This window comes from Parasphingorhabdus sp. (assembly GCF_036964565.1).
Taxonomy (GTDB): domain Bacteria; phylum Pseudomonadota; class Alphaproteobacteria; order Sphingomonadales; family Sphingomonadaceae; genus Parasphingorhabdus.
In genome coordinates this window covers 256,454-275,792 of record NZ_JBALTN010000003.1, presented here as the reverse complement: position 1 = coordinate 275,792, position 19,339 = coordinate 256,454, and the positions used below count along the sequence as shown (strand labels likewise).

The following is a 19,339-nucleotide window of genomic DNA, read 5'->3' as shown; positions in this document are numbered from 1 at the left end:
CCGTTAGGAAATGAGAATGACCACCAGAATTGCCACGATAGCGGTCAATATCGTGCCCGTCTTGAGCATCGAAAGAAATTTCGTGTAGGTTTCCTGCGCCGGTCCCAGATCATTGTTCGCTGTCATGATTACCCCATTTTTTATTTCAAATCTGGCGCGAGGTGTAACCCTATATTACCGGCGGCTCAAGTCCTACGCACCGTCAATTTGGATAGATTTTTTGTCGGGGCTTTAATCGGCTCTTTACCGGTTGCCGCTATCCGAATGCCTCATTGCGGGACATTCGGGATAGAGATGATACAAAACGGTACAAAACTCCTGCTGCTGATCGACGATGAGCCGGCGCAATGCCGGCTGATTTCGGCGCTGGCCTCGCGCGCCGGGTTCCGCACCATCTATGCCCGCGACGCAGAAACCGCGATTGCGACGCTGGGCACGCAGGATGGCATGATGCTCGACGCCATCATTCTGGACCATTGGGTCCCGGGTTCCGAGGCCACCGACCTGATCATCGAACTCAAGGCCCGCCGCCCCGCGCTGCCGATCCTGATGCTCACCGCGGTCGGTTCGATTGCCGAAGCGGTCGACGCCGTGCGCGCCGGCGCCACCGATTATCTGATCAAGCCGGTCGCGCCCGAACTGATGCTCAAGGCGCTGAATGCCGCGGTCGAATCGTCCAAGGACGCCGGCGAATTGCGGCCGCTGACCGAAAAAATTTCGGTGCCGCTGGCCTTCGAGGAAATCGTGGGCGCTGCGCCGGCCTTCCGTGCCGCGCTGGCGATCGCCGCCAAGGCCGCCCGCGCGCGGGTGCCGGTGCTGATCGAAGGCGAAGGCGGGGTTGGCAAGGAAGTCATCGCCGATGCGATCCATGCCGCCAGCCCGCGCTCGAAACAGCCCATGCTCAAGCTCAATTGCGGCGCGATCACCGGAAATCTTCTGGATTCCATCCTGTTCGGGCACGAAAAGGGCGCCTTTACCGGCGCCTTTGACCGCAAGATTGGCTTGCTGCAACAAGCCGAGGGCGGCACGATATTTCTCGACGAGGTCGACCGGATCCCGCCGGAAACCCAGGTGCGGCTGCTGCGCTTTCTCAAGCATTCCGACATCCAGCCGCTGGGCAGCCCGAACAGCTTCCAGCTCGACGTCCGGATCATTGCCGCGACCAACCGGACGCTGCTCCGGGAAGTCGAAAAGGACAATTTCCGCGAAGATCTCTACTACCAGATGAATGTCGTTCAGCTGACGATTCCGCCGCTGCGCGACCGGACCGGCGACATCCCGGCACTGGCCCGGCATTTTCTCGCCCGCCTGGCGCTCCAGCCGGGCCTGCGCAGCCTCGGCATCACCGATGAAGCCCTCAACCTGCTGCGCAGCTACCGCTGGCCCGGCAATGTTCGCCAGCTGCAAAGCGTCCTGTTCCGCGCCGCCGTGATGTGCGACCACAACGCGCTGAGCTGCGACGAATTTCCGCAGATCGCCTCATTTGTGGCCGAATCCGGCGACAGCAGCCCGCATCTGATGAACAGCCCGGAAGGCATTGGCATCACCCTCTATTGCGAGGATGGCAATTTGCGGCCGCTGGAGGAAATCGAAGCCGACGTCATCCGCCTCGCCATCGGCCATTATCGCGGCCGGATGACCGAGGTTGCCCGTCGCCTGGGGATCGGCCGCTCGACGCTCTACCGCAAACTGGCCGATCTGGGCATCGACAACGCCGCCTGACGCTCCGGCGGCACCCATCATTTGATATTTTCGGCCAAATTCAATTGGCGCGAATCCAACATCGCCATTGATGTTTCCCCCGGCTGCTCTTAAGTCTTGGCGGATGAACCACAAGCTTCCAAACCTTCCATTCGGTGCCGCGTTGACGCTGGCCCTGCTCCTCTCCGCCTGCGGCAAACAGGAAGCGGTGGGCGACGTTCCGTCCAGCGAAGAACTGGCCCGGCAGGCGGATGCCGCCACCAAGGCAATCCGTGACGAGGCTGCCAGCACCGAAGAAGGTGCCAAGGCCGCCGTCGATCTGGCCAGCATGGAAAGCTATACCAACGCCTTGCGCGGTTACACGCTCATGGTTCCCACCGGCTGGACCGTCGAGGAATCCGCCAGCGATGACAACGGACGGGTCTATACCGAGACCGCGACCGGCAGCAAGCTGGAGGTCCGGTGGGTCGAAAATCGCGAGGATGCCGCCTGGAGCAAGGCCGTCGAACAGGTCGAGGACGGCAACGAGGGCATGACGGGCGCCGAGGTCGACGCCAACGAATATCGCGCTTCGGGTGAAAAGACCAATGGCCTGAAATCAAGCCAACGCCTGCTCCGCAAGCCTGACGGCACGATGGTCATGGCGGAAGTCACCTATGCCGGGGACCAGTCAGCATCGACCGCACCGCTGGCCGCTGCGATCCTCGACAGCCTGACGCTGCAGTAATCCCAGCCTAGCGGCTTAGCTTGGCACCCAGGAAACTGGGCATCGGCCCGTTCCAGCCGTCATCGGCGTCATCGCTGTTCGGCACCACGGCCGGCTTCTCGCTCGCCGCCTTCCGGTCCGGAGCCGGCTTGTTCTGCACTTCTTGCCTTGGCGTCTTCGCACGATCATCGCGCCGCGTCCGTTTTGGCTTGTCGTCGCGCTCTGCCTTGGCCTCCGCCGCAGCCGGTTTGGCGTCGGCCGGCTTTGCCGGAGCAGCTTTCGCATCAGCCTTGTCGGCCGGCCGGTTGCCGGACTTTGCCTGACGCTCCTTGCGGACCGCGATTTTCATTCCGGTCAGCTTCTGGATGCTGTCGACATGCTCTGCATCGCTGCGCGTGATGAAGGTGATCGCGATACCGGTCGCGCCGGCGCGCCCGGTGCGGCCAATGCGGTGGATATAGTCATCCGGATGCCAGGGAATATCATAGTTGATCACATGGCTGACGCCCTTGATGTCGAGCCCGCGCGCGGCGACATCGGACGCGCACAAAATATTGATTTCACCCGACTTGAACCGGTCCAGTTCCGCCAGGCGCGAGCTTTGGTCCATGTCGCCATGGATCTGCCCGGCATCGAAACCGTCCTTGCGCAGGCTTTCGCACAGATCGCGGACCTCGGTCTTGCGGTTGCAGAAAATGATGGCGGTCTCGACGCCTTCATTGTCCAGCAGGTCGACGATCAGCTTGCGTTTGCCCTTTGGCGCCACCTCGATCAGTGACTGTTCGATTGAAGTATTGGCGGTCGCGGGTCGCGACACTTCGATATATTTGGGATTGTTGAGAAACTGGTCCGACAATTTCTTGATCGGTGGCGGCATGGTTGCCGAAAACAGCATAGTCTGCCGCGTGGCAGGCAGTTTCGAGCAGATCGATTCGATATCCGGGATGAAGCCCATGTCGAGCATCCGGTCCGCTTCGTCGATCACCAGCAATTCGCAGCCCGACATCAATATCCGGCCGCGATCAAACAGATCCATCAGCCGGCCGGGGGTCGCGATCAGGACATCGACGCCCTTTTCGAGCGCCTTGATCTGGTCACCCATCGACACGCCGCCGATGAGCAGGGCCATGCTGAGATTGTGGTTCTTGCCATATTTCTCGAAATTCTCCGCCACCTGCGCCGCCAGCTCTCGCGTCGGCTCGAGAATCAGCGACCGCGGCATCCGCGCCCGCGAGCGGCCATGCGCGAGGATATCGATCATCGGCAACACGAAACTGGCAGTCTTGCCGGTGCCGGTCTGGGCGATGCCGATAATGTCCTTCATCATCAGTACAGGGGGGATGGCTTGCGCCTGAATCGGCGTCGGTTCGTCATAGCCAGCGTCGGCTACGGATTTCAGCAGTTCTTCAGACAGGCCGAGATCGGCAAATTTCATATTGGTTCCGGAAAAATATAGGATGCACCCTTGCATCCTGCCTTAGCCTTTCGGCTGTGGCGGGCAATGATCGCATATCCCGAATTTGTCAAGCTTTCTCGCTTGCTCTAGCGTTCCGGAACAAGTTCGCGGAATCGGTCAATTTCGCATTTTGCCCCGGTGCGGGAATGCAGCACGTCCCGACCGGCACACATTTTGCCATCCGCAGATTTTTCCATATAGAAGCCGGAATAGAAGCTGCGCGCCTGGCAATTGTCCTCAAGCTCGGCCCTGATTCTCTTGCGGTCTTTGGTCAGCAGGTCGAGATAGCGGTCGGCAAACATCTGGACGCCGAGAATATTGTTCATCGGCACGCATTTGCCAATTTTCTTTTCCCGATAGGAGGAAGCAGCGGCGTCTTGCGAAAAATCCGTCATCGGGGCGAGAGGTGTTGGCCGGCGGCGGGGCACCCGGATGATCACCCTCTTTTCGATGCGGACCTGGGCATAAACCAGCGGATGCTCCGGCACATGATGCATGACGGTGTCCGCAGGCGAAACATCCGCCGGCCCAATCTCCCGCATTTCTGGCACAGAGAGCAACAACATCGCTGTAAGTGACAGGCTCACCATTATCCTTTAACTAACCCTTGCCTCGCCTATACCATCTGTGATTGAATATTGCATGAACTGTAAATTTGAAGCTGTCAGCGCGGGACATCCCTTACAGGGCCACGTTGTGACACGCCAGCACCATTGCGCGGGAACTTGAATATGTCGGACAACGCGGAATGGCGTGGACAGATGCAATCGGCGGTGGGGCCAAAGGGATTCACCAGCTCCGACGAGGATATGAAGCCTTGGCTGACCGACTGGCGCGGCCGCTATACCGGCCACGCGGCAGCCATGGTTTCCCCGGCGAATACCCGGGAGACATCGGAGATCGTCAGAATCGCCAATGCCAATTCCATCGCGATCGTGCCGCAAGGCGGCAACAGCGGGATGGTGGGGGGTGCGACACCAGACAATAGCGGACGCTCAATTATCCTCTCGCTTCGGCGGATGAACCAAATTCGCTCGATCGAGCCTGAAGACCAGCTGGTGCTATGCGAAGCCGGGGTGATCCTTCAGAATCTGCACGACGCACTTCTGACGGAAAACCAGCGATTTCCGCTGACGCTCGGCGGCAAGGGATCGGCGACGGTCGGCGGATTGATTTCGACCAATGCAGGCGGCACGCAGGTATTGCGTCACGGGACGATGCGGTCACTGGTCGCGGGGATCGAGGCGGTGCTGCCGGATGGCAGCATTTTCGACGGCTTGGCCGCGCTGAAAAAGGACAATCGCGGCTATGATCTGAAGCAGTTGTTCGTTGGCGGAGAAGGTACGCTTGGGGTGGTGACCGCCGCCACCCTGAAAACCGTGCCGGCTCTGGTCGATCGTTGCGTCGCGTGGGCGGGGGTCGATGGCACGGCTTCGGCCTATGAGCTGTTTCGCTTCCTCAACAAGCGCACGCCGCAATCGCTGGAGGGGTTTGAGATCGTACCCAATTCCTGCCTGGATTCGGTTCTGCGTCACATCCCGGGCACACGCGCGCCACTGGCAGAGTCGCACCCATGGCATGTGCTGATTGAAGTCGTCCGCGATCAGCCGGACGGGCCCGATCCCCGCCTGGTGATCGAAAAGTTGCTCACCGAGGCAATGGAACGACAGCTGATTGAAGACGCGACCCTGGCGGCGAGCGAACAGCAAGCCGAGGATTTCTGGAAAATCAGGGATTCGATCGCCGAAGCGGAACGTGCAAGTGGACCCGCGCTGCAACATGACATCAGTGTCCCCGTGCCTGGCATGGCGCGGTTTATCAATGAAGCCTCCTCGGCAATCGAAGCCCGATTTGCAGGCACCAAAGTTGCCGCGTTCGGCCATATGGGGGATGGCAATGTACATTTCCATGTGAAGGCGCCGCCCGGCGTACAGTCCCAAGAGTGGATGCACGACTTTGGTACACGGATCACGCCCGTCGTCCATGACCTCGTCATAGCCGCGGGCGGCTCCATTTCGGCGGAACATGGGATAGGCCAGAACAAGCGATCGGAACTGATGCGCTTGTCCTCCGACGCGCGACTCTCCATGCTGCGTGCAATTAAGATTGCGATTGATCCAAATAATATTATGAACCCGGGCAAACTCGTTCCTCTTGCGTCAGATCAGTCAGGCTCTTAAAGCGCAAGGCAACTATTCGGTATCAACAGCAATATTTCGGAGTATTTGACTATGGCGAGCACGCCGCAAGCACAAGCCCTGCCAATGTTCTACAAGGACCTGGTTCCGCTCAATTCGAAGGAACATGCAAATTGGAAAGTGAAAGGGCTCGACAACGCGTCTTTCATGCAGTCGCAACATGCGATCCCGATCACCTCCGACGAATTCATGAATGCGGCACGCAACTACCCGATCGTATTCTCGGTCGGGGAAACTAGCGTTCCCCTGATCCTGATGGGCCTGAACGAAGGTGTGAATACTTTCATGAACGACGAGGGCCAGTTCAGCGAACCCGCATATGTGCCCGCTTATGTGCGACGCTATCCGTTCCTGCTCGCAAAGCTGCGTCCTGATGTTGACGAACTTTCGCTATGCTTTGACCCGACAACCGACGCGATCGGAGATCACAAGGAAGGAGACGCCCTGTTCGAAGGCGATCAGCCAAGCGAAACAACCAAGAATATTCTGAATTTTTGCGAGCAGTTTGAACAGGCCGGCCACCGCACTGGCCAGTTCGTGCAGGAACTGGAGAGACTGGGCTTGTTGATGGACGGCGAAGTGTCCATCCAGCAGACTGGGGTTGAACAGCCTTTCATCTATCGCGGTTTCAAGATGGTCGACGAGGAAAAGCTGCGCGACATGCGCGGCGATGAACTCCGCAAGATTAACCAGAATGGCATTTTGCCGCTGATCTATGCGCATCTTCTGTCATTGCAGCTGATGCGAGATGTCTTTGCAAGACAGGTCAGCACCGGGAAAATGCCGCAGGTGACAGAAGCGCCATCCGTGCAGGTTTGATCCGCAGATTTATCGTCTGCTCAGCCTGATCGACCGAAACAGGCGAATGCAGATGATATTTTTCCTGCTTTTGGGTCTTGCAACTCGTTTGAACAGGCCCCACATAAAGCATGTATCGGTTCGCATCCCCCGATCGGATCGATACCGGCATTCCTCTGGAATGCCACCTCCCTGAACCTTGACCACCTCGCCATAATGGCGGGGTGGTTTTTTTATAGTCTCACTCGGCCGCTTCGAGTTGCCGACCCGACATCTCTTCCGCGAGCATCAGGCAGCAGTCGCGGATCAGTTCGGCGATCGCGCGGGACGCGGGAATAGGTTCGCGCATCTCGTTGTCGAGATAGAGCGCCCGATCGACTTCGAGCTGAAAGGCATGGATATTGCGCGCCGGCTTGCCATGCCGCTCCAGCATATACCCACCCGAATAGGGATGGTTTGTCTGAACCAGATGCCCGTGCTTGCGAAAATGGGCCGCCGTCAATTCTGCATATTGCGGTCCGCAGCTCCGGCCAAACCGATCGCCGACGACAAAGCCGATTTTCTGGGCGTTTTCGTCAAAGACCGAGGGCATGCTGTGCAGATCCAGAAGCAAAGCACAGCCAAATACTGCTTCTATGCTCGCGAGCAGGTCGGCGACGGCCTGGTGGTACGGTTCGTGATCCTGGCTGATCCGCTCGACAATCTGCTGATGATGCCATTTTTCCCGCCACAAATCTCCGACCCCGTGGAGCCGACGCGGCAATATCCCCAACCCGCCCCTTACTTTCTTGCTCATGTGGTGGGTTTGCGCCGAATCCACCCCCGCCAGCATGTCGGGATCAATCTCCCTGTGGCTGCGATTAAGGTCAATCCACGCGCGTGGCTTTTGCGCGATGATCGAAGGAAAGCCACAAGCGATGGCCGACGCCGCTAGCCGGTCTGCGTAACGGTCCTCCAGTCGGACCAGATGCGATGCCGGCACTTTCAGATTGTCGAGCAGCGCTGCTGGATAGTCCCGCCCGGAGTGGGGGACGCTGATCAGCACTGGATATTTGATCGCCTCGACATTGGACAATGAATAGGGCTGCGTGCGGAGTAGCGAATTGCCGGGAACAGAATCATTCATGCGCGCCACCGAGGAAACAGCTGCGAGCGATCGAAAATATCGTCGGCTTCGAGAAAAAATTAACCGATTTGCACTTATGTACCGGCCTTGGCATAACAGCCGGTCTGAATTCAGACATAATCTGGAAGGCGCGACAAAATGATCAGGATTCTCCTCGCGGAAGATGAACAGGCGATGCGTGAGCATCTTACACGGGCGCTGGAGAAAGCCAACTATGAAGTTGTCGCCGTCGATCGCGGAACCGCCGCTGTACCCTTGCTGGATAGCGAGAAATTTGATCTGCTGCTGACCGATATCGTGATGCCTGAAATGGACGGCATCGAACTTGCCCAGCATTGCGCCGCGGTCTGCCCCGACACTCAGGTCATGTTTATCACCGGCTTTTCCGGTGTGACATTGCGCGCCGGAGAGTCGGTTCCAAAGGCAAAAATACTGTCCAAGCCCTTCCATTTGCGGGATCTGGTTCTGGAAGTCGACCGGTTGTTCGAGCCAGACAGCGTGCGAGACCTGAATTAAGCCTTGCGCCAGCCGAAACGGCTGGCTACAGGGCCTCCAGTGTGGGCGTATAGCTCAGTGGTAGAGCACTTCGTTGACATCGAAGGGGTCGGGAGTTCAACTCTCTCTACGCCCACCATTTTCCGGATATTTCAGGCTGCAAGCGGGACGGTAACAGCAACGTCCTGGCTCGGCGGATGTCCGTACCAGCTCGAATAGGCCCGGGTAAAGGCGCTCAGTTCGCTGTAACCCAGCTTGCCGGCAATTTCAGAGAGATTCCTGTTGCCTTCAAGAAAGTAGAGATTGCACGTCTCGCGCCGGACCTTTTCCAGCAACTGGCGATAGGACAATCCTTCTGCCACCAGTTTGCGCCGCAATGTGCGTTCCGCCATACCAAAAGTGATGGCGGCTGCGTCCAGGCTGAGGCCGGATTTGTCGAGAAGGTTCAACAGATATTGATAGGTGAGCTTCACGAGATTTTCCGGCTCGAACCGGGCCCGGGAGTAAAATGAATGCTGTCGTTGGCTGGCCGTAAGGATGTCGGGATTGTGGCTATGGATCGGCTTGGCCATCGCCTGCCGGTGATATTCGAGATAGGCAGACGGTCGATTAAAATGGCACGGAATGGACCGGTCATCCGCGCTGCTGCCTGGAAATCCCCTGAAGCCTTCTGGCCGCGGATGGGTGAAGTGTAATGCCTTGACGGTTTTGAAACGCCCGTCTGCGAGCCGTTCGCCGAAATGGTAGATCAGAGCGAAGACCATGTGCACCAGATCTGGCGCAACGGCTTTTTCGTAGCTCCAGACCAATCGGTCGCCTGATGAAAGCGTCATTATTTTCATGATCGCCTGCCCTTCGCCCAGCCCTTGCTCCGCGACGAACTTGATCAGTGCATCTCCAAGGGTCGGTTGAAACAGAGCCGCATAGCCCAGATCGGAAAAGCCGCGCGGAACCATATTCCTGCTTATCGCCGAATGAATGGCGCTGCGACTCAGTTCCTCCTGAGCGGCATTGCACAGCGTTGTGATCGAATCATCTGCGAATTGATAACCGGGGTTGCGCAATGCCGATTCGGTGCATCGCAATGCGCTGAGGAGCCTGGGCTTTCTCGCATCAAGTGCATGACAGCCGAGATAGGCGCGGTAAAGAAACTGAGCCGAGATCTTGAATTTTTCGGAGGCCGGATAGTCCATGATTGCAAGCTACAAGCCCGCGTGCATTATTCTCAACCAACTTTCGACAAGGATGTAAAATCGGCGACGAACATGTAAATTTTAATCGGTTTCCGAAGAAACTGCCGAAATTCAGTAGCGAATGATCGATGCGCCCCATGTAAATCCGCCGCCCATGGCTTCGAGAACCAGCATGTCGCCCGCCTTGATTCGACCGTCCCGCACCGCAGTGTCGAGCGCCAGGGGCACCGATGCGGCTGATGTATTGGCGTGCATGTCGACCGTCTTGATCACCTTTTCCGGTGGCAGATTGAGCTTCTTGGCGGTTGCATCGAGGATCCGGGCATTCGCCTGGTGCGGCACCACCCAGTCGACATTCTCGACCGCCACCCCTGCTTCATCGAGCACTTCCCGGAGCACCGACGACAGGTTGACCACGGCGTGGCGAAACACCTCGCGGCCTTTCATTCGCAGTTTTCCCACGGTGCCCGTGGTACCGGGACCACCATCGACATATAACAGCTGGTTGTGCGCGCCGTCAGCGTGCAAACGCGTGGCGAGAATGCCGTTCTCGCCATTTTCGGCCGCCAGCACAATCGCGCCGGCACCATCACCAAAGAGTACGCACGTGCCGCGATCTTCCCAGTCCAATATGCGACTGAATGTCTCCGCACCGATGACCAGCGCATTCTGAGCGCTGCCAACCCTGATCATGCTGTCCGCCACGGAAAGCGCGTAGAGGAAGCCGGAACACACGGCCGCGACATCAAAGGCCACTCCGCCATTGCAGCCCAACGCATCCTGAACGATGGTGGCCGTGGCGGGAAATGTCTGGTCCGGCGTCGCGGTTGCAACGATGATGAGGTCGATATCGGCGCTGCTGAACCCGGCGGCCTGCAGGGCCTTTTGTGCCGCCTCAATCGCCAGAGTGGAGGTCGTCTCGTCCTCCTCCGCGATATGGCGGAACCGGATTCCGGTGCGCTCGACGATCCACTCGTCGGTGGTGTCGACGCGTTTGGCCAGATCGGCGTTGGACACGCGGGTGCGCGGCAAGGCCGAGCCCGTACCCTTGATGACCGCACGCCTGACAGCAGCGACACTCATTTCGCCGCCTCGACTATCGGCGCTGATTCGCTGATCTTCGTCAGATCCTCGCTGATGCGTTCCAAGATACTGTCCTCCACCAGCCTGGCGGCAACTTCGACGGCATTGGCCACGCCCTTCGCGTCCGCGCTGCCATGACTTTTGACGACGACGCCGTTCAGCCCGAGAAACACGGCGCCGTTGTGATTGTTGGGATCGAGCTGGTCGCGCAGCATTTCCGTCGCCGGCCGGGATATCAGGAATCCGATCTTGGATCGCAGGCTGCTCAGGAAGCTGCGCTTCAGCAGATCGGTGACAAATCGGGCGGTTCCCTCCAGCGCCTTGAGCGCCACATTGCCCGAGAACCCGTCGGTCACGATGACATCCACCTCGCCGGTGGATATCTTGTCGGCCTCGGTGAAGCCGAGGAAATCCATATGCAGGCCGCCGGCGTTTTTCAGCGTGGCAGCCGCTTCCTGGATGGTACCCGTGCCCTTTGCTTCTTCCGTCCCGATGTTGAGCAGTTTCACCTTGGGACGATCAAAGCCGTGCATGATGCGGCTGTAGGCCGCGCCCATCACGGCAAACTGGACCAGGTTCCGGCTGTTGCATTCGGTATTGGCGCCGAGATCGAGCATGACGACGTCGGTGTCTTTCATGGTCGGGAGCAATGCCGACAGGGCCGGGCGATCAATGCCCGGCATCGTGCGCAGCGCCAGTTTCGCGATCGCCATCAGCGCACCGGTATTGCCGGCGCTGACCGCAGCGCTGACCTCGCCGGTCTTCACCGCGTTGACGGCCATGCCCATCGATGTGGTCTTGGAATTGCGCAGCGCCTGTCCCGGCTTGTCATCGCCGGATACGACATCGGGCGCGTGCAGGATTTCGGATGCGGCGCTGAGGTTGGGATGATCCTTCAGCGCGTCCCTGATCTGGGTCTCGTCGCCGACGAAAAGGAACTGAAAACCGGCGTGACGGCGACGCGCAAGCGCGGCACCTGCGACCATGACGCGCGGGCCTTCATCTCCGCCCATCGCATCAATCGCGATTCGCGGCCTCATTCCCACCGGTTATTCCCCTTGATTGCGCGTCAGAAGCCTGAAGACTAGCCGATTAAAGATCGGCGGCCAAGACTTCACGGCCATTATAATGGCCACAGGCTCCGCACAAATGGTGCGGACGCTTCAGTTCACCGCAATTCGGACATTCCTGATAGGCTTCGACTTTCAAAGCATCATGAGACCGGCGCATACCGCGCTTGGACGGCGTAGTTTTTCTTTTAGGTACAGCCATTGCTAAGCCTGTTCTTTAAAATTTCAAAATACATAGCATGCTCAATATGCCAATCAGCCAAGTTTATCAAACCAGTCCCTGTTTTGCAGAGAATCGCTTGGTCTCGGTTCAGCAGATTGCACGCGAAGGGGCGCGTATAATGAATTTCCTGTGCGTTGCAAGCATTCTGCTTCTATAGGGGACCGATAATTTTTTCATTACTGGGGGGCAAGATGATTTTACCAATAACATTGACCGTGGCAGGCGCTGCGGCGCTGATCAATATCTGGCTTATGATCCGCGTGGGACAGGTGCGGACGAGCGAAAAAGTCAGCATCGGCGACGGCGGCAATGAGAAAGTCATCCGCCGGATGCGCGCCCACAGCAACTATATCGAGAGCGCGCCGTTCGTGCTGCTGCTGGTCGGCGCGATCGAACTGGCCAGCACCACCTCTCCTGTCTGGCTGTGGCTCGTCGGCGGTCTCTACCTGCTCGGCCGGGTTGCGCATGGTGTTGGCATGGATGACGGCAAATTTGGCAAGGGCCGGATGATCGGCACCATGGTGACTCTGCTGACGTTGCTCGGCCTTGGCATTTACGCGATCGCGATCCCCTATCTGCAGGCGTGAGCAGCGCCGGATTGGAAGAATTGGAAGGTTGGCCGCATGGTCGAGAATCGTCTGACAACCGCCATATATCGACATGCCTGCGGTTCCTGCACAGCAGCGGGAACCGCTGGTTTGTAGCGGGGCCTTTTTCAGCCGGCAGGCATCGTATCCGGGCGCAGATAGGGGAATAGGTGCGGGATGAAGTCCGCCTTGCCGAGGTCGACCGTCTCGCTGCGCAGGATGGCGTAGGCGGTCATCAGATGGAAATAGAACTGCGGCAGCGCCCAGTCGCGCGCATATTGCTCGGCCGTGAGGTCGAAAATCATGCCGTTCGGGAGCTCGTGCGCGATCTTCTTTTCGGGTTCGGCGTCGAGCGCGGCGGGAGCGACGCCACCAAGCAGCGCGAGGGCCTGGTCGATTCGCTGTTGCGCCTCGGCGATCGATCCGGGTCGCTCACTGCCGTTTCGCGCTTCGTCGAGCAACTCCGCGAGCGTTTCGGGAAATGCCTCGCCCCTCAGCCGGTGAACGGCTTCGTGCGCCTGCACGCAGGCAAAACGGATCTGCGTCGCCAGCGGGAACATGTCCGGTGCCAGGCGCGCCGACAGCAGCGCTTCCGCCTCGCTGGCCGGCAACTGGGCGCCCGCCTTGTCCAGCCAGCCGGATAGCGCCTTCAGCATCTGGCTATAAGTGGGGACGAGCAATCGGGTCAGCGACATATATATCCGTTCCTGTTCGAGTGGACCTTGTCAGCGCCTAGCGCGCGGCGAGGACATCATCCGCGACAAAGGCGTTGGTCTTGCGCTCGTAGCCGAACTGGCTGGTCGGTCCATGACCGGGAATGAAGGTGACGTCATCGCCCAGCGGCCAGAGCTTGCCGGTGATCGCATCGATCAGGTCCTGGTGATTGCCGCGCGGGAAATCGGTGCGGCCGATCGAGCCCTGGAACAGGACATCGCCGACCACCGCCAGCCGTGACGGCTGATGATAGAAAATCACGTGGCCCGGTGTATGGCCGGGACAGTGGATGACGTCGAGCACCAGATCACCCACCGTCACCTGGTCGCCGTCCTTGAGCCAGCGATCGGGCTCGAAGCTTTTCGCGACCATGCCGTAGCGCGCGCCATCGCCGTCCAGCTGGTCGATCCAGAATCGGTCATCCTCATGCGGTCCCTCGATCGGGATGCCAAGCTCCTCGGCGAGCATGCCGGCCTGGCCGCAATGGTCGAGATGGCCGTGGGTGATGATGATCTTTTCCAGATCCACGCCATGCTCCTCGACCGCGGCCTTCAACCGCGAAAGGTCGCCACCCGGATCGCTGAGCGCGGCCTTGTTGGTCTTGGTGCACCACAGGAGCGTGCAATTTTGCTGGAGCGGGGTGACCGGAATGATCACGGCCTTGAGGGGTGCATCTGTCATGAAACGCTATTTGGCGGCAACGGTCACAAGTTGCAACCCGCCTCTTTCTGTCCGCCTACAGCCGCCGCCCCGTCCAGACCACGCGCCCGATGATGTTGACGCTTTCGGCGCTGACATCTTCCCAGTCGGGATATTGCGGATTGTCGCTGCGGATGGTCAGCTTGCCGGAAGGGCCCATGGCAACCCGCTTGACCAGCAGCACATCGTCCATGCGCAGCACATAGATGCCGTCGCGCAGGGCGCGGGTGGCGGCGCCATGGTCGACCATGATGTCATCGCCATCGCCCAGCGTGGGGGCCATGGAATCGCCGTCGACGACGATCAGCGACAGATTCGCGGGATCGGCGCCCAGCCGCCTCAGCCATTTCGGCGCAAAGCCCATCGATTCGGCATATTCGTCATCCGCCAGGGATCCGGGCCCGGCCGACGCCCCGACCTGCAATTGCCGGATCCGCAACAACCCGTCGGAGGGTTCCGGGCGGGGCACGGAACGCGAGCGGGCGGCGGGTGTGCCGAGCAGGGCTTCATCCACGCCGTAAAATTCCGCCAGCCGGCGGCGATCATGTTCGTCCAGCTTCCTGGGCGAACCGCGCCGGATATATTGCTGGATATAGGCCGGATTCTTCCCGAGCATTTTCGATAGCGCAGCAAAATCATGTCCGTTCTCGCGGATCAGTCTTTCCAGATTGGCACGCGGATCGTCGGTCACCATCCCAATCCAATAGCGCCTCTGGCCAAAACTGGCAATAGGAATTTTCCTAGACATGTAGGAAATATCATTTCAGATAGGAATTTCCCTATTCATCGAGTCGGGCGGTGAGCAGCGAAAAGGAGAGTGGCGGTGCCCTTGTTGCGAAAAATCGAGATATTCCTCAACGAAACGGACATGCCCTGGACAAGATTCGGACGGCTTGCCGTGCGCGATCCGCGTTTCGTCCAGGATTTGCGGAACGGCCGGCAGCCCGGCGAGCGGGTTGCCAGGCGGGCCGAACATTTCATGATATTGTGGCGGGCCGATCATGCCGCCTGATCCGGCATCGCGAAACCCCGCCGGGCGTGGTCGGGCGACGCTGATTGCCGCGCAACTGGCCGGGCTGTTCGGCACCAGCGCCCGCGTTGCGTTGCAAGGCGAACAGGCGTGGGCGAGCGCCGTCTTTGCCGGAACGCGCTATCGCTTCGCTGTCGAATGGACCCCCTTGGCCAAGGCGGCCAAGCGGGCCAGCCTGGCGAAAGCGCTGCCCGATCACGAGTTTGATCTGACCGGCCATTTTGTCGCCGATCTGGTTGTTCGTGAGCAGTCGGACGACCGCTGGCTGATTGAAATCCTTGCCCTGGTTGATCCGGTCCGGAATGAGCGGGACGCGGTTAGCGCTGGGCCGTCATCCGCTCGAGCGTGCCAAGGGCAGCCTTGAGGGCGGCGTCCATGTCGGCTTGCCGGTTGTCTGCCCCCTCATCGGCCACGGGGCCAACCGACCGGAGCGGCGGAATCGATACCGGCTCCGGCGACGCAGAGACAGCGGATACCGGCGACGGTGCCGGCTGGGCACGGTGCGAGTCGTCCGATTCAGCCATTTGCAGGGCGTCGAGACGCGAGAGTCCGGCTTCCAGGCGGTCGGCCAGCTGGGCGAGCGTCAAGGCCGACAGATCATCCTTGCGGGTCTCGGCCTTGTCTGCCTGAGCCTTCTCGTCGTTCCCGACGGCTGCGGGCGCCTCGTCCCATCGCGAGGGCGCGTCGGAAGACCGGGCTTCTTGGACGGTTGCTTGCTGTTCCGCGGGCGCGACGACGACCGGCCCGTCATGGTCGAACAGCGGCTGATCAAAGCGCTGGATTTTTTCCGCGAGCGGCGCCCCGAGATCCGACGACGCGAAAATCGGTTGCCGGGCCGGCGCATCGGGATGGCGATCCGCCGACCTGATATCGGGCAAGTCCTTCAGGTCGGTCACCTGGCCAGGCGATTTTTTCGGCTTCTTGAGGAACCGGGTCAGCGATTTGGCCGAAAAATTCAACTTCGGAACCGCGAAACGCGACTTGTCCTCCCGGTCGCTATCCGCAGTATCCGTGATCATGTTTTTGCGCATTGCCAAGCCCATAGCGGAGCCCCCTTCATGTGATTTCGTTTTGTGGCTGAGGAACAGGTAGATCGCGGACGCGGATATCAGGCCCGCGACCACCGTGATCAGCCCGCGCGCCGTGTTGCCCAGCGGCGGGGCGGCGGCAGGAACGATTTCGGACAATCCGGTCGCGCCGACAATATCCTCGAGGTAGACATGCGGCAAGGTCGCGACAACCAGCGCCGCGGCGATGCCGCCGGCTGCAGCCATCACGGGCCGTCTAAACCTGGCCAGGTCCTGTTCTATCTGATCCACTTTTTTCTCCACCTTGTCATGCGGCGCGTTCGAGCGATTTGCCCGCAATCAAACTTTGGTAAACAGGAGTGTAACGCAAAATGTTTGACGACCAGTTACGATCCGCCATCACAAATTTCTTCGCAGTTTCAATGGTTTGTGCCCAATCGGCCCGATTGTCGAGCAGCGCGCCGAGTTTTTCCGCGATTTTTTCGGGCTGTCCCGCGGGGAATAATGTGCCGGTGATGCCATCCTCGATCAGCTCCTTGTGGCCGCCGACATCCGACGCCGCCACCAGCCGCCCCTGCGCCATCGCCTCGAGCGGCTTGAGCGGAGTCACCAGATCCGTGAGGCGCATCGACTTGCGGGGATAGACCATGATGTCCATCAGACCATAATAGCGCTCGACTTCGCCGTGCGGCACGCGCCCGGTGAAGGTTACGGCGGAATCCATTGCCAGCTGGCCAACCTGATCCTTCAACGCGTCTTCCATGGGCCCGCCGCCAACCAGCAGCAGATGCACATCCGGATGCGAGGCGCGCAGCAACGGCATCGCCGCGATCAGGTCATCCAGGCCTTCATAATCGTAAAAGCTGCCGATGAATCCCAGCACCGATTTTCCGTCCAGACCGAGGTCCGACAGCAGCTGCCGGTCATGCGCCGGGGGATGCCCGAACAGCTCCATGTCGACGCCGTTGGGCGAGACGATGATCTTGTCCGGGCTGACACCGCGCGCCACCAGGTCCGCGCGCAGGCCTTCGCAGATCACGGCAACGGCATCGGCGGCGCCGACCACATGGTTTTCCAGCTGCCGCGTCAGCCAGTAGCGTGCGCTTTTTTCCCTGCCAGTGCCATTGCCGACCGCGGCGTCTTCCCAGAAGGCGCGAATCTCGTAGACCAGCGGCAGCCCGGTTCTGTCGGCGGCCCGCAAGGCGGCGAGACCGTTGAGCGCGGGGGAATGGGCGTGCAATATATCCGGCTGCCATTCCCGGACGACCTGCTCGATCCGGTCCGCCAGCACCGCGATTTCGCGCCATTCGCGCACCGGCGACGGCCCGTGAACCGTGGCCAGCGTCCGGTAGAAGCACAGATCGTCAAATAGCTCGGACGCCTGCCCGGCGACATAGCCATGCTGGTTCTGGCGGACACCGGTGACGCCGGCCACCGTCAATCCGCTGGCAATCTGGGCCTTCATGATGGCCCGCGTGCGAAAGCAATAGCCGCTGTGCAGCGGCAGGCTGTGATCCAATATGTGCAGAATCCGGGTCATGGCGCAAAGCCTTGCCGAAAAAGGATTAACGTCCCGTCAACCCAATAGCTGTATCGCGCGATGACAGAAGGGCGCTTTTTTCACCGCTCGCACCGGGATGAAACGGGTAGATGGTCGACAACTTCTCTATCGCTTTGACGCACGGGCTGCTGCTGCTTGCAGCCTGGCGCCTGATGCATCGCGCCGATCTCGATGTCGAGGAACCGCCGGAACCCGATAGCGAGCCGGCCGGCTTTCTGCCCGGTGCCGGCGGCAAGGGTTCCTGGCCCGATGCGTGACCTCGTCTTTGTCGGCTATCTGGTGGCGCTGCTGTTCATCGCGTTCAAACGGCCGTTCCTGTTCACGCTGATCTATGCCTATGTCGACATCGTGGCGCCGCAGCGGCTGAGCTATTTCATGCTCAACTCCGTGCCGCTGTCCTTGATTGTCTTCGCTTTGGCCCTGCTGGGCTACATGTTCGCGGACAACAAGCAGGACAGCCGCTTTTCCTTCCGGCAGGCGATGATGATCCTGTTGCTCGGCTATTGCGGCTACACCACCGTGCAGGCCGAAGTGCCGATTGCCGCGCTCGAAAAATGGGACTGGGTGTGGAAGGCGCTGGTGTTCGCGATCTTCCTGCCGCTGACTCTCCGGACCAAGCTGCGGCTGGAAGCGCTGGCGCTGTTCATGGTGCTGTGCGCGGCGACCCTGATCATCACCGGCGGGATCAAGACCCTCGCCTCCGGCGGCGGCTATGGCGTCCTCGTGCTGCTGGTCGACAACAACAGCGGACTGTACGAGGGGTCGATCATCTCGACGGTCGCGATCTGCATCATCCCGCTGATTCTCTGGCTCGCCCATCACGGCACCGTTTTCCCGCCGGACTGGCGCGTGAAGCTGTTTGCCTATGCCCTGATTTTCGCGGCGCTGCTGATCCCCATCGGCACCCAGGCCCGGACCGGCCTCGTCTGCATCGGGGTCCTGGCGGTCCTGCAATTGCGCTTCGTGCGCTACCGGCTGGTCTATGCCGGCGCCGCCGCGGCGCTCGGGATCATGGCGATACCGTTCCTGCCGCAAAGCTTTACCGAGCGAATGGCGACAATCGAAAATTACCAGGCCGACCAGTCGGCCTCGACCCGGCTCGCGGTCTGGCAGTGGACGCTGGACTATGTGAAGGACCATCCGTTCGGCGGTGGTTTCGACGTCTACCGGATCAACAAGCTGACCTATGAACTGTCCGAAGTCGACGTCACGCAATATGAAGAATGGGGAATCGATCCCGATGAGGTCGATGCGCGGCTGGTCGAGGACGAAGCCCGCGCCTTCCACAGCAGCTATTTCGAGATGCTTGGCGAACAGGGCTATCCGGGCCTGATCCTGTGGCTGATCATCCATGTCGGCGGCCTCTGGCGGATGGAGCTGCTCCGGCGAAAATATGCACGGTCGAAGAAGGAAAGCGAGCAGTGGGTGGCGCCTCTCGCCATTGCCCTGCAGCATGGCCACGTGATCTTCCTGGTCGGCGCGCTGTTCGTCGGTATCGCCTATCAGCCGTTCATCTATATGCTGGTGGCGCTGCAGATCGGTCTCGACACCTATATGGCACGCCGGTCGGCCGAAGCGGTGTGGCGGCCGATTGCCAGGGACTTGACCGGCAGGGCAAGGCCCGCAGCGCTGCCGCAAGCGCCCCGCAGCCTGATAAACTGAGTGACGCCG

23 protein-coding genes and 1 tRNA gene are annotated in these 19,339 nt (G+C 60.0%); 11 read left to right on the top strand and 13 right to left on the bottom strand.

Annotated features, from left to right (window positions below; genetic code table 11):
- Positions 1-3: 3 nt before the first annotated feature.
- A complete protein-coding gene (locus tag V7650_RS05395; protein ID WP_335655216.1) occupies positions 4-126 on the bottom strand; it encodes an aa3-type cytochrome c oxidase subunit IV in 123 nt (40 codons plus the stop codon).
- A gap of 168 nt (positions 127-294) precedes the next feature.
- On the opposite strand from V7650_RS05395, the gene V7650_RS05390 reads away from it, so the two are divergent.
- Positions 295-1,722, top strand: a complete 1,428-nt coding sequence (locus tag V7650_RS05390) for a sigma-54-dependent transcriptional regulator (protein ID WP_335655215.1) — start codon at positions 295-297, stop codon at positions 1,720-1,722.
- A gap of 103 nt (positions 1,723-1,825) precedes the next feature.
- On the top strand, positions 1,826-2,428 hold the full coding sequence (locus V7650_RS05385; RefSeq protein WP_335655214.1) for a hypothetical protein: 603 nt from the start codon (positions 1,826-1,828) through the stop codon (positions 2,426-2,428).
- Between the two features lie 7 nt (positions 2,429-2,435).
- On the opposite strand, the gene V7650_RS05380 is transcribed toward V7650_RS05385, so the two are convergent.
- A complete protein-coding gene (locus V7650_RS05380; RefSeq protein WP_335655213.1) occupies positions 2,436-3,842 on the bottom strand; it encodes a DEAD/DEAH box helicase in 1,407 nt (468 codons plus the stop codon).
- 107 nt (positions 3,843-3,949) lie between these two features.
- Positions 3,950-4,360 carry a hypothetical protein gene (locus tag V7650_RS05375; RefSeq protein ID WP_335655212.1) on the bottom strand — a complete coding sequence of 137 codons (411 nt, stop codon included), beginning with the start codon at positions 4,358-4,360 and terminating at the stop codon, positions 3,950-3,952.
- 234 nt (positions 4,361-4,594) lie between these two features.
- Here V7650_RS05375 and V7650_RS05370 point away from each other — a divergent pair, with 234 nt between their 5' ends.
- Both V7650_RS05370 and V7650_RS05365 read left to right on the top strand, forming a co-directional pair.
- The gene (locus V7650_RS05370) at positions 4,595-6,043 is read left to right on the top strand and encodes an FAD-binding oxidoreductase (RefSeq protein ID WP_335655211.1); all 1,449 of its coding nucleotides are present in this window, start codon (positions 4,595-4,597) and stop codon (positions 6,041-6,043) included.
- Between the two features lie 51 nt (positions 6,044-6,094).
- Entirely contained in the window at positions 6,095-6,880 is a 786-nt protein-coding gene (locus V7650_RS05365) for a SapC family protein (RefSeq protein ID WP_335655210.1), read from the top strand.
- A gap of 220 nt (positions 6,881-7,100) precedes the next feature.
- Here the strand turns inward: V7650_RS05365 and V7650_RS05360 are convergent, their stop codons facing one another.
- Positions 7,101-7,985, bottom strand: a complete 885-nt coding sequence (locus V7650_RS05360; RefSeq protein WP_335655209.1) for an N-formylglutamate amidohydrolase — start codon at positions 7,983-7,985, stop codon at positions 7,101-7,103.
- 138 nt (positions 7,986-8,123) lie between these two features.
- Between V7650_RS05360 and cpdR the strand changes: the two genes are divergently transcribed.
- Both cpdR and V7650_RS05350 read left to right on the top strand, forming a co-directional pair.
- Positions 8,124-8,501 (top strand): cell cycle two-component system response regulator CpdR, encoded by a 378-nt coding sequence (gene cpdR / locus V7650_RS05355; RefSeq protein WP_335655208.1) that lies wholly within the window; start codon positions 8,124-8,126, stop codon positions 8,499-8,501.
- Between the two features lie 43 nt (positions 8,502-8,544).
- Positions 8,545-8,619, top strand: a tRNA-Val gene (locus V7650_RS05350).
- Positions 8,620-8,632: 13 nt separating this feature from the next.
- Here the strand turns inward: V7650_RS05350 and V7650_RS05345 are convergent.
- From V7650_RS05345 to rpmF, 4 genes are all read right to left on the bottom strand, one after another.
- Positions 8,633-9,673 carry an AraC family transcriptional regulator gene (locus V7650_RS05345; protein ID WP_335655207.1) on the bottom strand — a complete coding sequence of 347 codons (1,041 nt, stop codon included), beginning with the start codon at positions 9,671-9,673 and terminating at the stop codon, positions 8,633-8,635.
- 111 nt (positions 9,674-9,784) lie between these two features.
- Entirely contained in the window at positions 9,785-10,756 is a 972-nt protein-coding gene (locus tag V7650_RS05340) for a beta-ketoacyl-ACP synthase III (protein WP_335655206.1), read from the bottom strand.
- On the bottom strand, positions 10,753-11,796 hold the full coding sequence (gene plsX / locus V7650_RS05335; protein WP_335655205.1) for a phosphate acyltransferase PlsX: 1,044 nt from the start codon (positions 11,794-11,796) through the stop codon (positions 10,753-10,755). The genes V7650_RS05340 and plsX overlap by 4 nt, the downstream gene beginning before the upstream one ends.
- A 52-nt stretch (positions 11,797-11,848) precedes the next feature.
- On the bottom strand, positions 11,849-12,028 hold the full coding sequence (gene rpmF / locus V7650_RS05330; RefSeq protein WP_082788395.1) for a 50S ribosomal protein L32: 180 nt from the start codon (positions 12,026-12,028) through the stop codon (positions 11,849-11,851).
- A gap of 212 nt (positions 12,029-12,240) precedes the next feature.
- Here rpmF and V7650_RS05325 point away from each other — a divergent pair, with 212 nt between their 5' ends.
- Complete coding sequence (locus tag V7650_RS05325) at positions 12,241-12,636, top strand: MAPEG family protein (RefSeq protein ID WP_335655204.1); 396 nt, start codon at positions 12,241-12,243, stop codon at positions 12,634-12,636.
- Between the two features lie 128 nt (positions 12,637-12,764).
- On the opposite strand, the gene V7650_RS05320 is transcribed toward V7650_RS05325, so the two are convergent.
- From V7650_RS05320 to V7650_RS05310, 3 genes are read right to left on the bottom strand one after another with little or no spacing between them, the layout of a single operon-like run.
- Complete coding sequence (locus V7650_RS05320; RefSeq protein WP_335655203.1) at positions 12,765-13,331, bottom strand: DUF1993 domain-containing protein; 567 nt, start codon at positions 13,329-13,331, stop codon at positions 12,765-12,767.
- 37 nt (positions 13,332-13,368) lie between these two features.
- Positions 13,369-14,031, bottom strand: a complete 663-nt coding sequence (locus tag V7650_RS05315; RefSeq protein ID WP_335655202.1) for an MBL fold metallo-hydrolase — start codon at positions 14,029-14,031, stop codon at positions 13,369-13,371.
- A 55-nt stretch (positions 14,032-14,086) separates the two neighbouring features.
- Positions 14,087-14,743, bottom strand: a complete 657-nt coding sequence (locus V7650_RS05310; protein WP_335655330.1) for a S24 family peptidase — start codon at positions 14,741-14,743, stop codon at positions 14,087-14,089.
- A gap of 129 nt (positions 14,744-14,872) precedes the next feature.
- Between V7650_RS05310 and V7650_RS05305 the strand changes: the two genes are divergently transcribed.
- Both V7650_RS05305 and V7650_RS05300 read left to right on the top strand, forming a co-directional pair.
- On the top strand, positions 14,873-15,061 hold the full coding sequence (locus tag V7650_RS05305) for a hypothetical protein (protein ID WP_335655334.1): 189 nt from the start codon (positions 14,873-14,875) through the stop codon (positions 15,059-15,061).
- On the top strand, positions 15,051-15,443 hold the full coding sequence (locus tag V7650_RS05300) for a hypothetical protein (RefSeq protein ID WP_335655201.1): 393 nt from the start codon (positions 15,051-15,053) through the stop codon (positions 15,441-15,443). The genes V7650_RS05305 and V7650_RS05300 overlap by 11 nt, the downstream gene beginning before the upstream one ends.
- On the opposite strand, the gene V7650_RS05295 is transcribed toward V7650_RS05300, so the two are convergent.
- Positions 15,397-16,398: a hypothetical protein gene (locus tag V7650_RS05295; protein ID WP_335655200.1), complete on the bottom strand. Its 1,002-nt coding sequence runs from the start codon at positions 16,396-16,398 to the stop codon at positions 15,397-15,399. The two genes, V7650_RS05300 and V7650_RS05295, sit on opposite strands and share 47 nt — an antisense overlap.
- A gap of 16 nt (positions 16,399-16,414) precedes the next feature.
- Entirely contained in the window at positions 16,415-17,647 is a 1,233-nt protein-coding gene (locus V7650_RS05290) for a TIGR04063 family PEP-CTERM/XrtA system glycosyltransferase (RefSeq protein ID WP_335655199.1), read from the bottom strand.
- Positions 17,648-17,757: 110 nt separating this feature from the next.
- Between V7650_RS05290 and V7650_RS05285 the strand changes: the two genes are divergently transcribed.
- Together V7650_RS05285 and V7650_RS05280 are read left to right on the top strand one after the other, a co-directional pair.
- Positions 17,758-17,925 carry a hypothetical protein gene (locus V7650_RS05285; protein WP_335655198.1) on the top strand — a complete coding sequence of 56 codons (168 nt, stop codon included), beginning with the start codon at positions 17,758-17,760 and terminating at the stop codon, positions 17,923-17,925.
- Positions 17,918-19,330 (top strand): putative O-glycosylation ligase, exosortase A system-associated, encoded by a 1,413-nt coding sequence (locus V7650_RS05280; RefSeq protein ID WP_335655197.1) that lies wholly within the window; start codon positions 17,918-17,920, stop codon positions 19,328-19,330. The genes V7650_RS05285 and V7650_RS05280 overlap by 8 nt, the downstream gene beginning before the upstream one ends.
- The last annotated feature ends 9 nt before the right edge of the window (positions 19,331-19,339 follow it).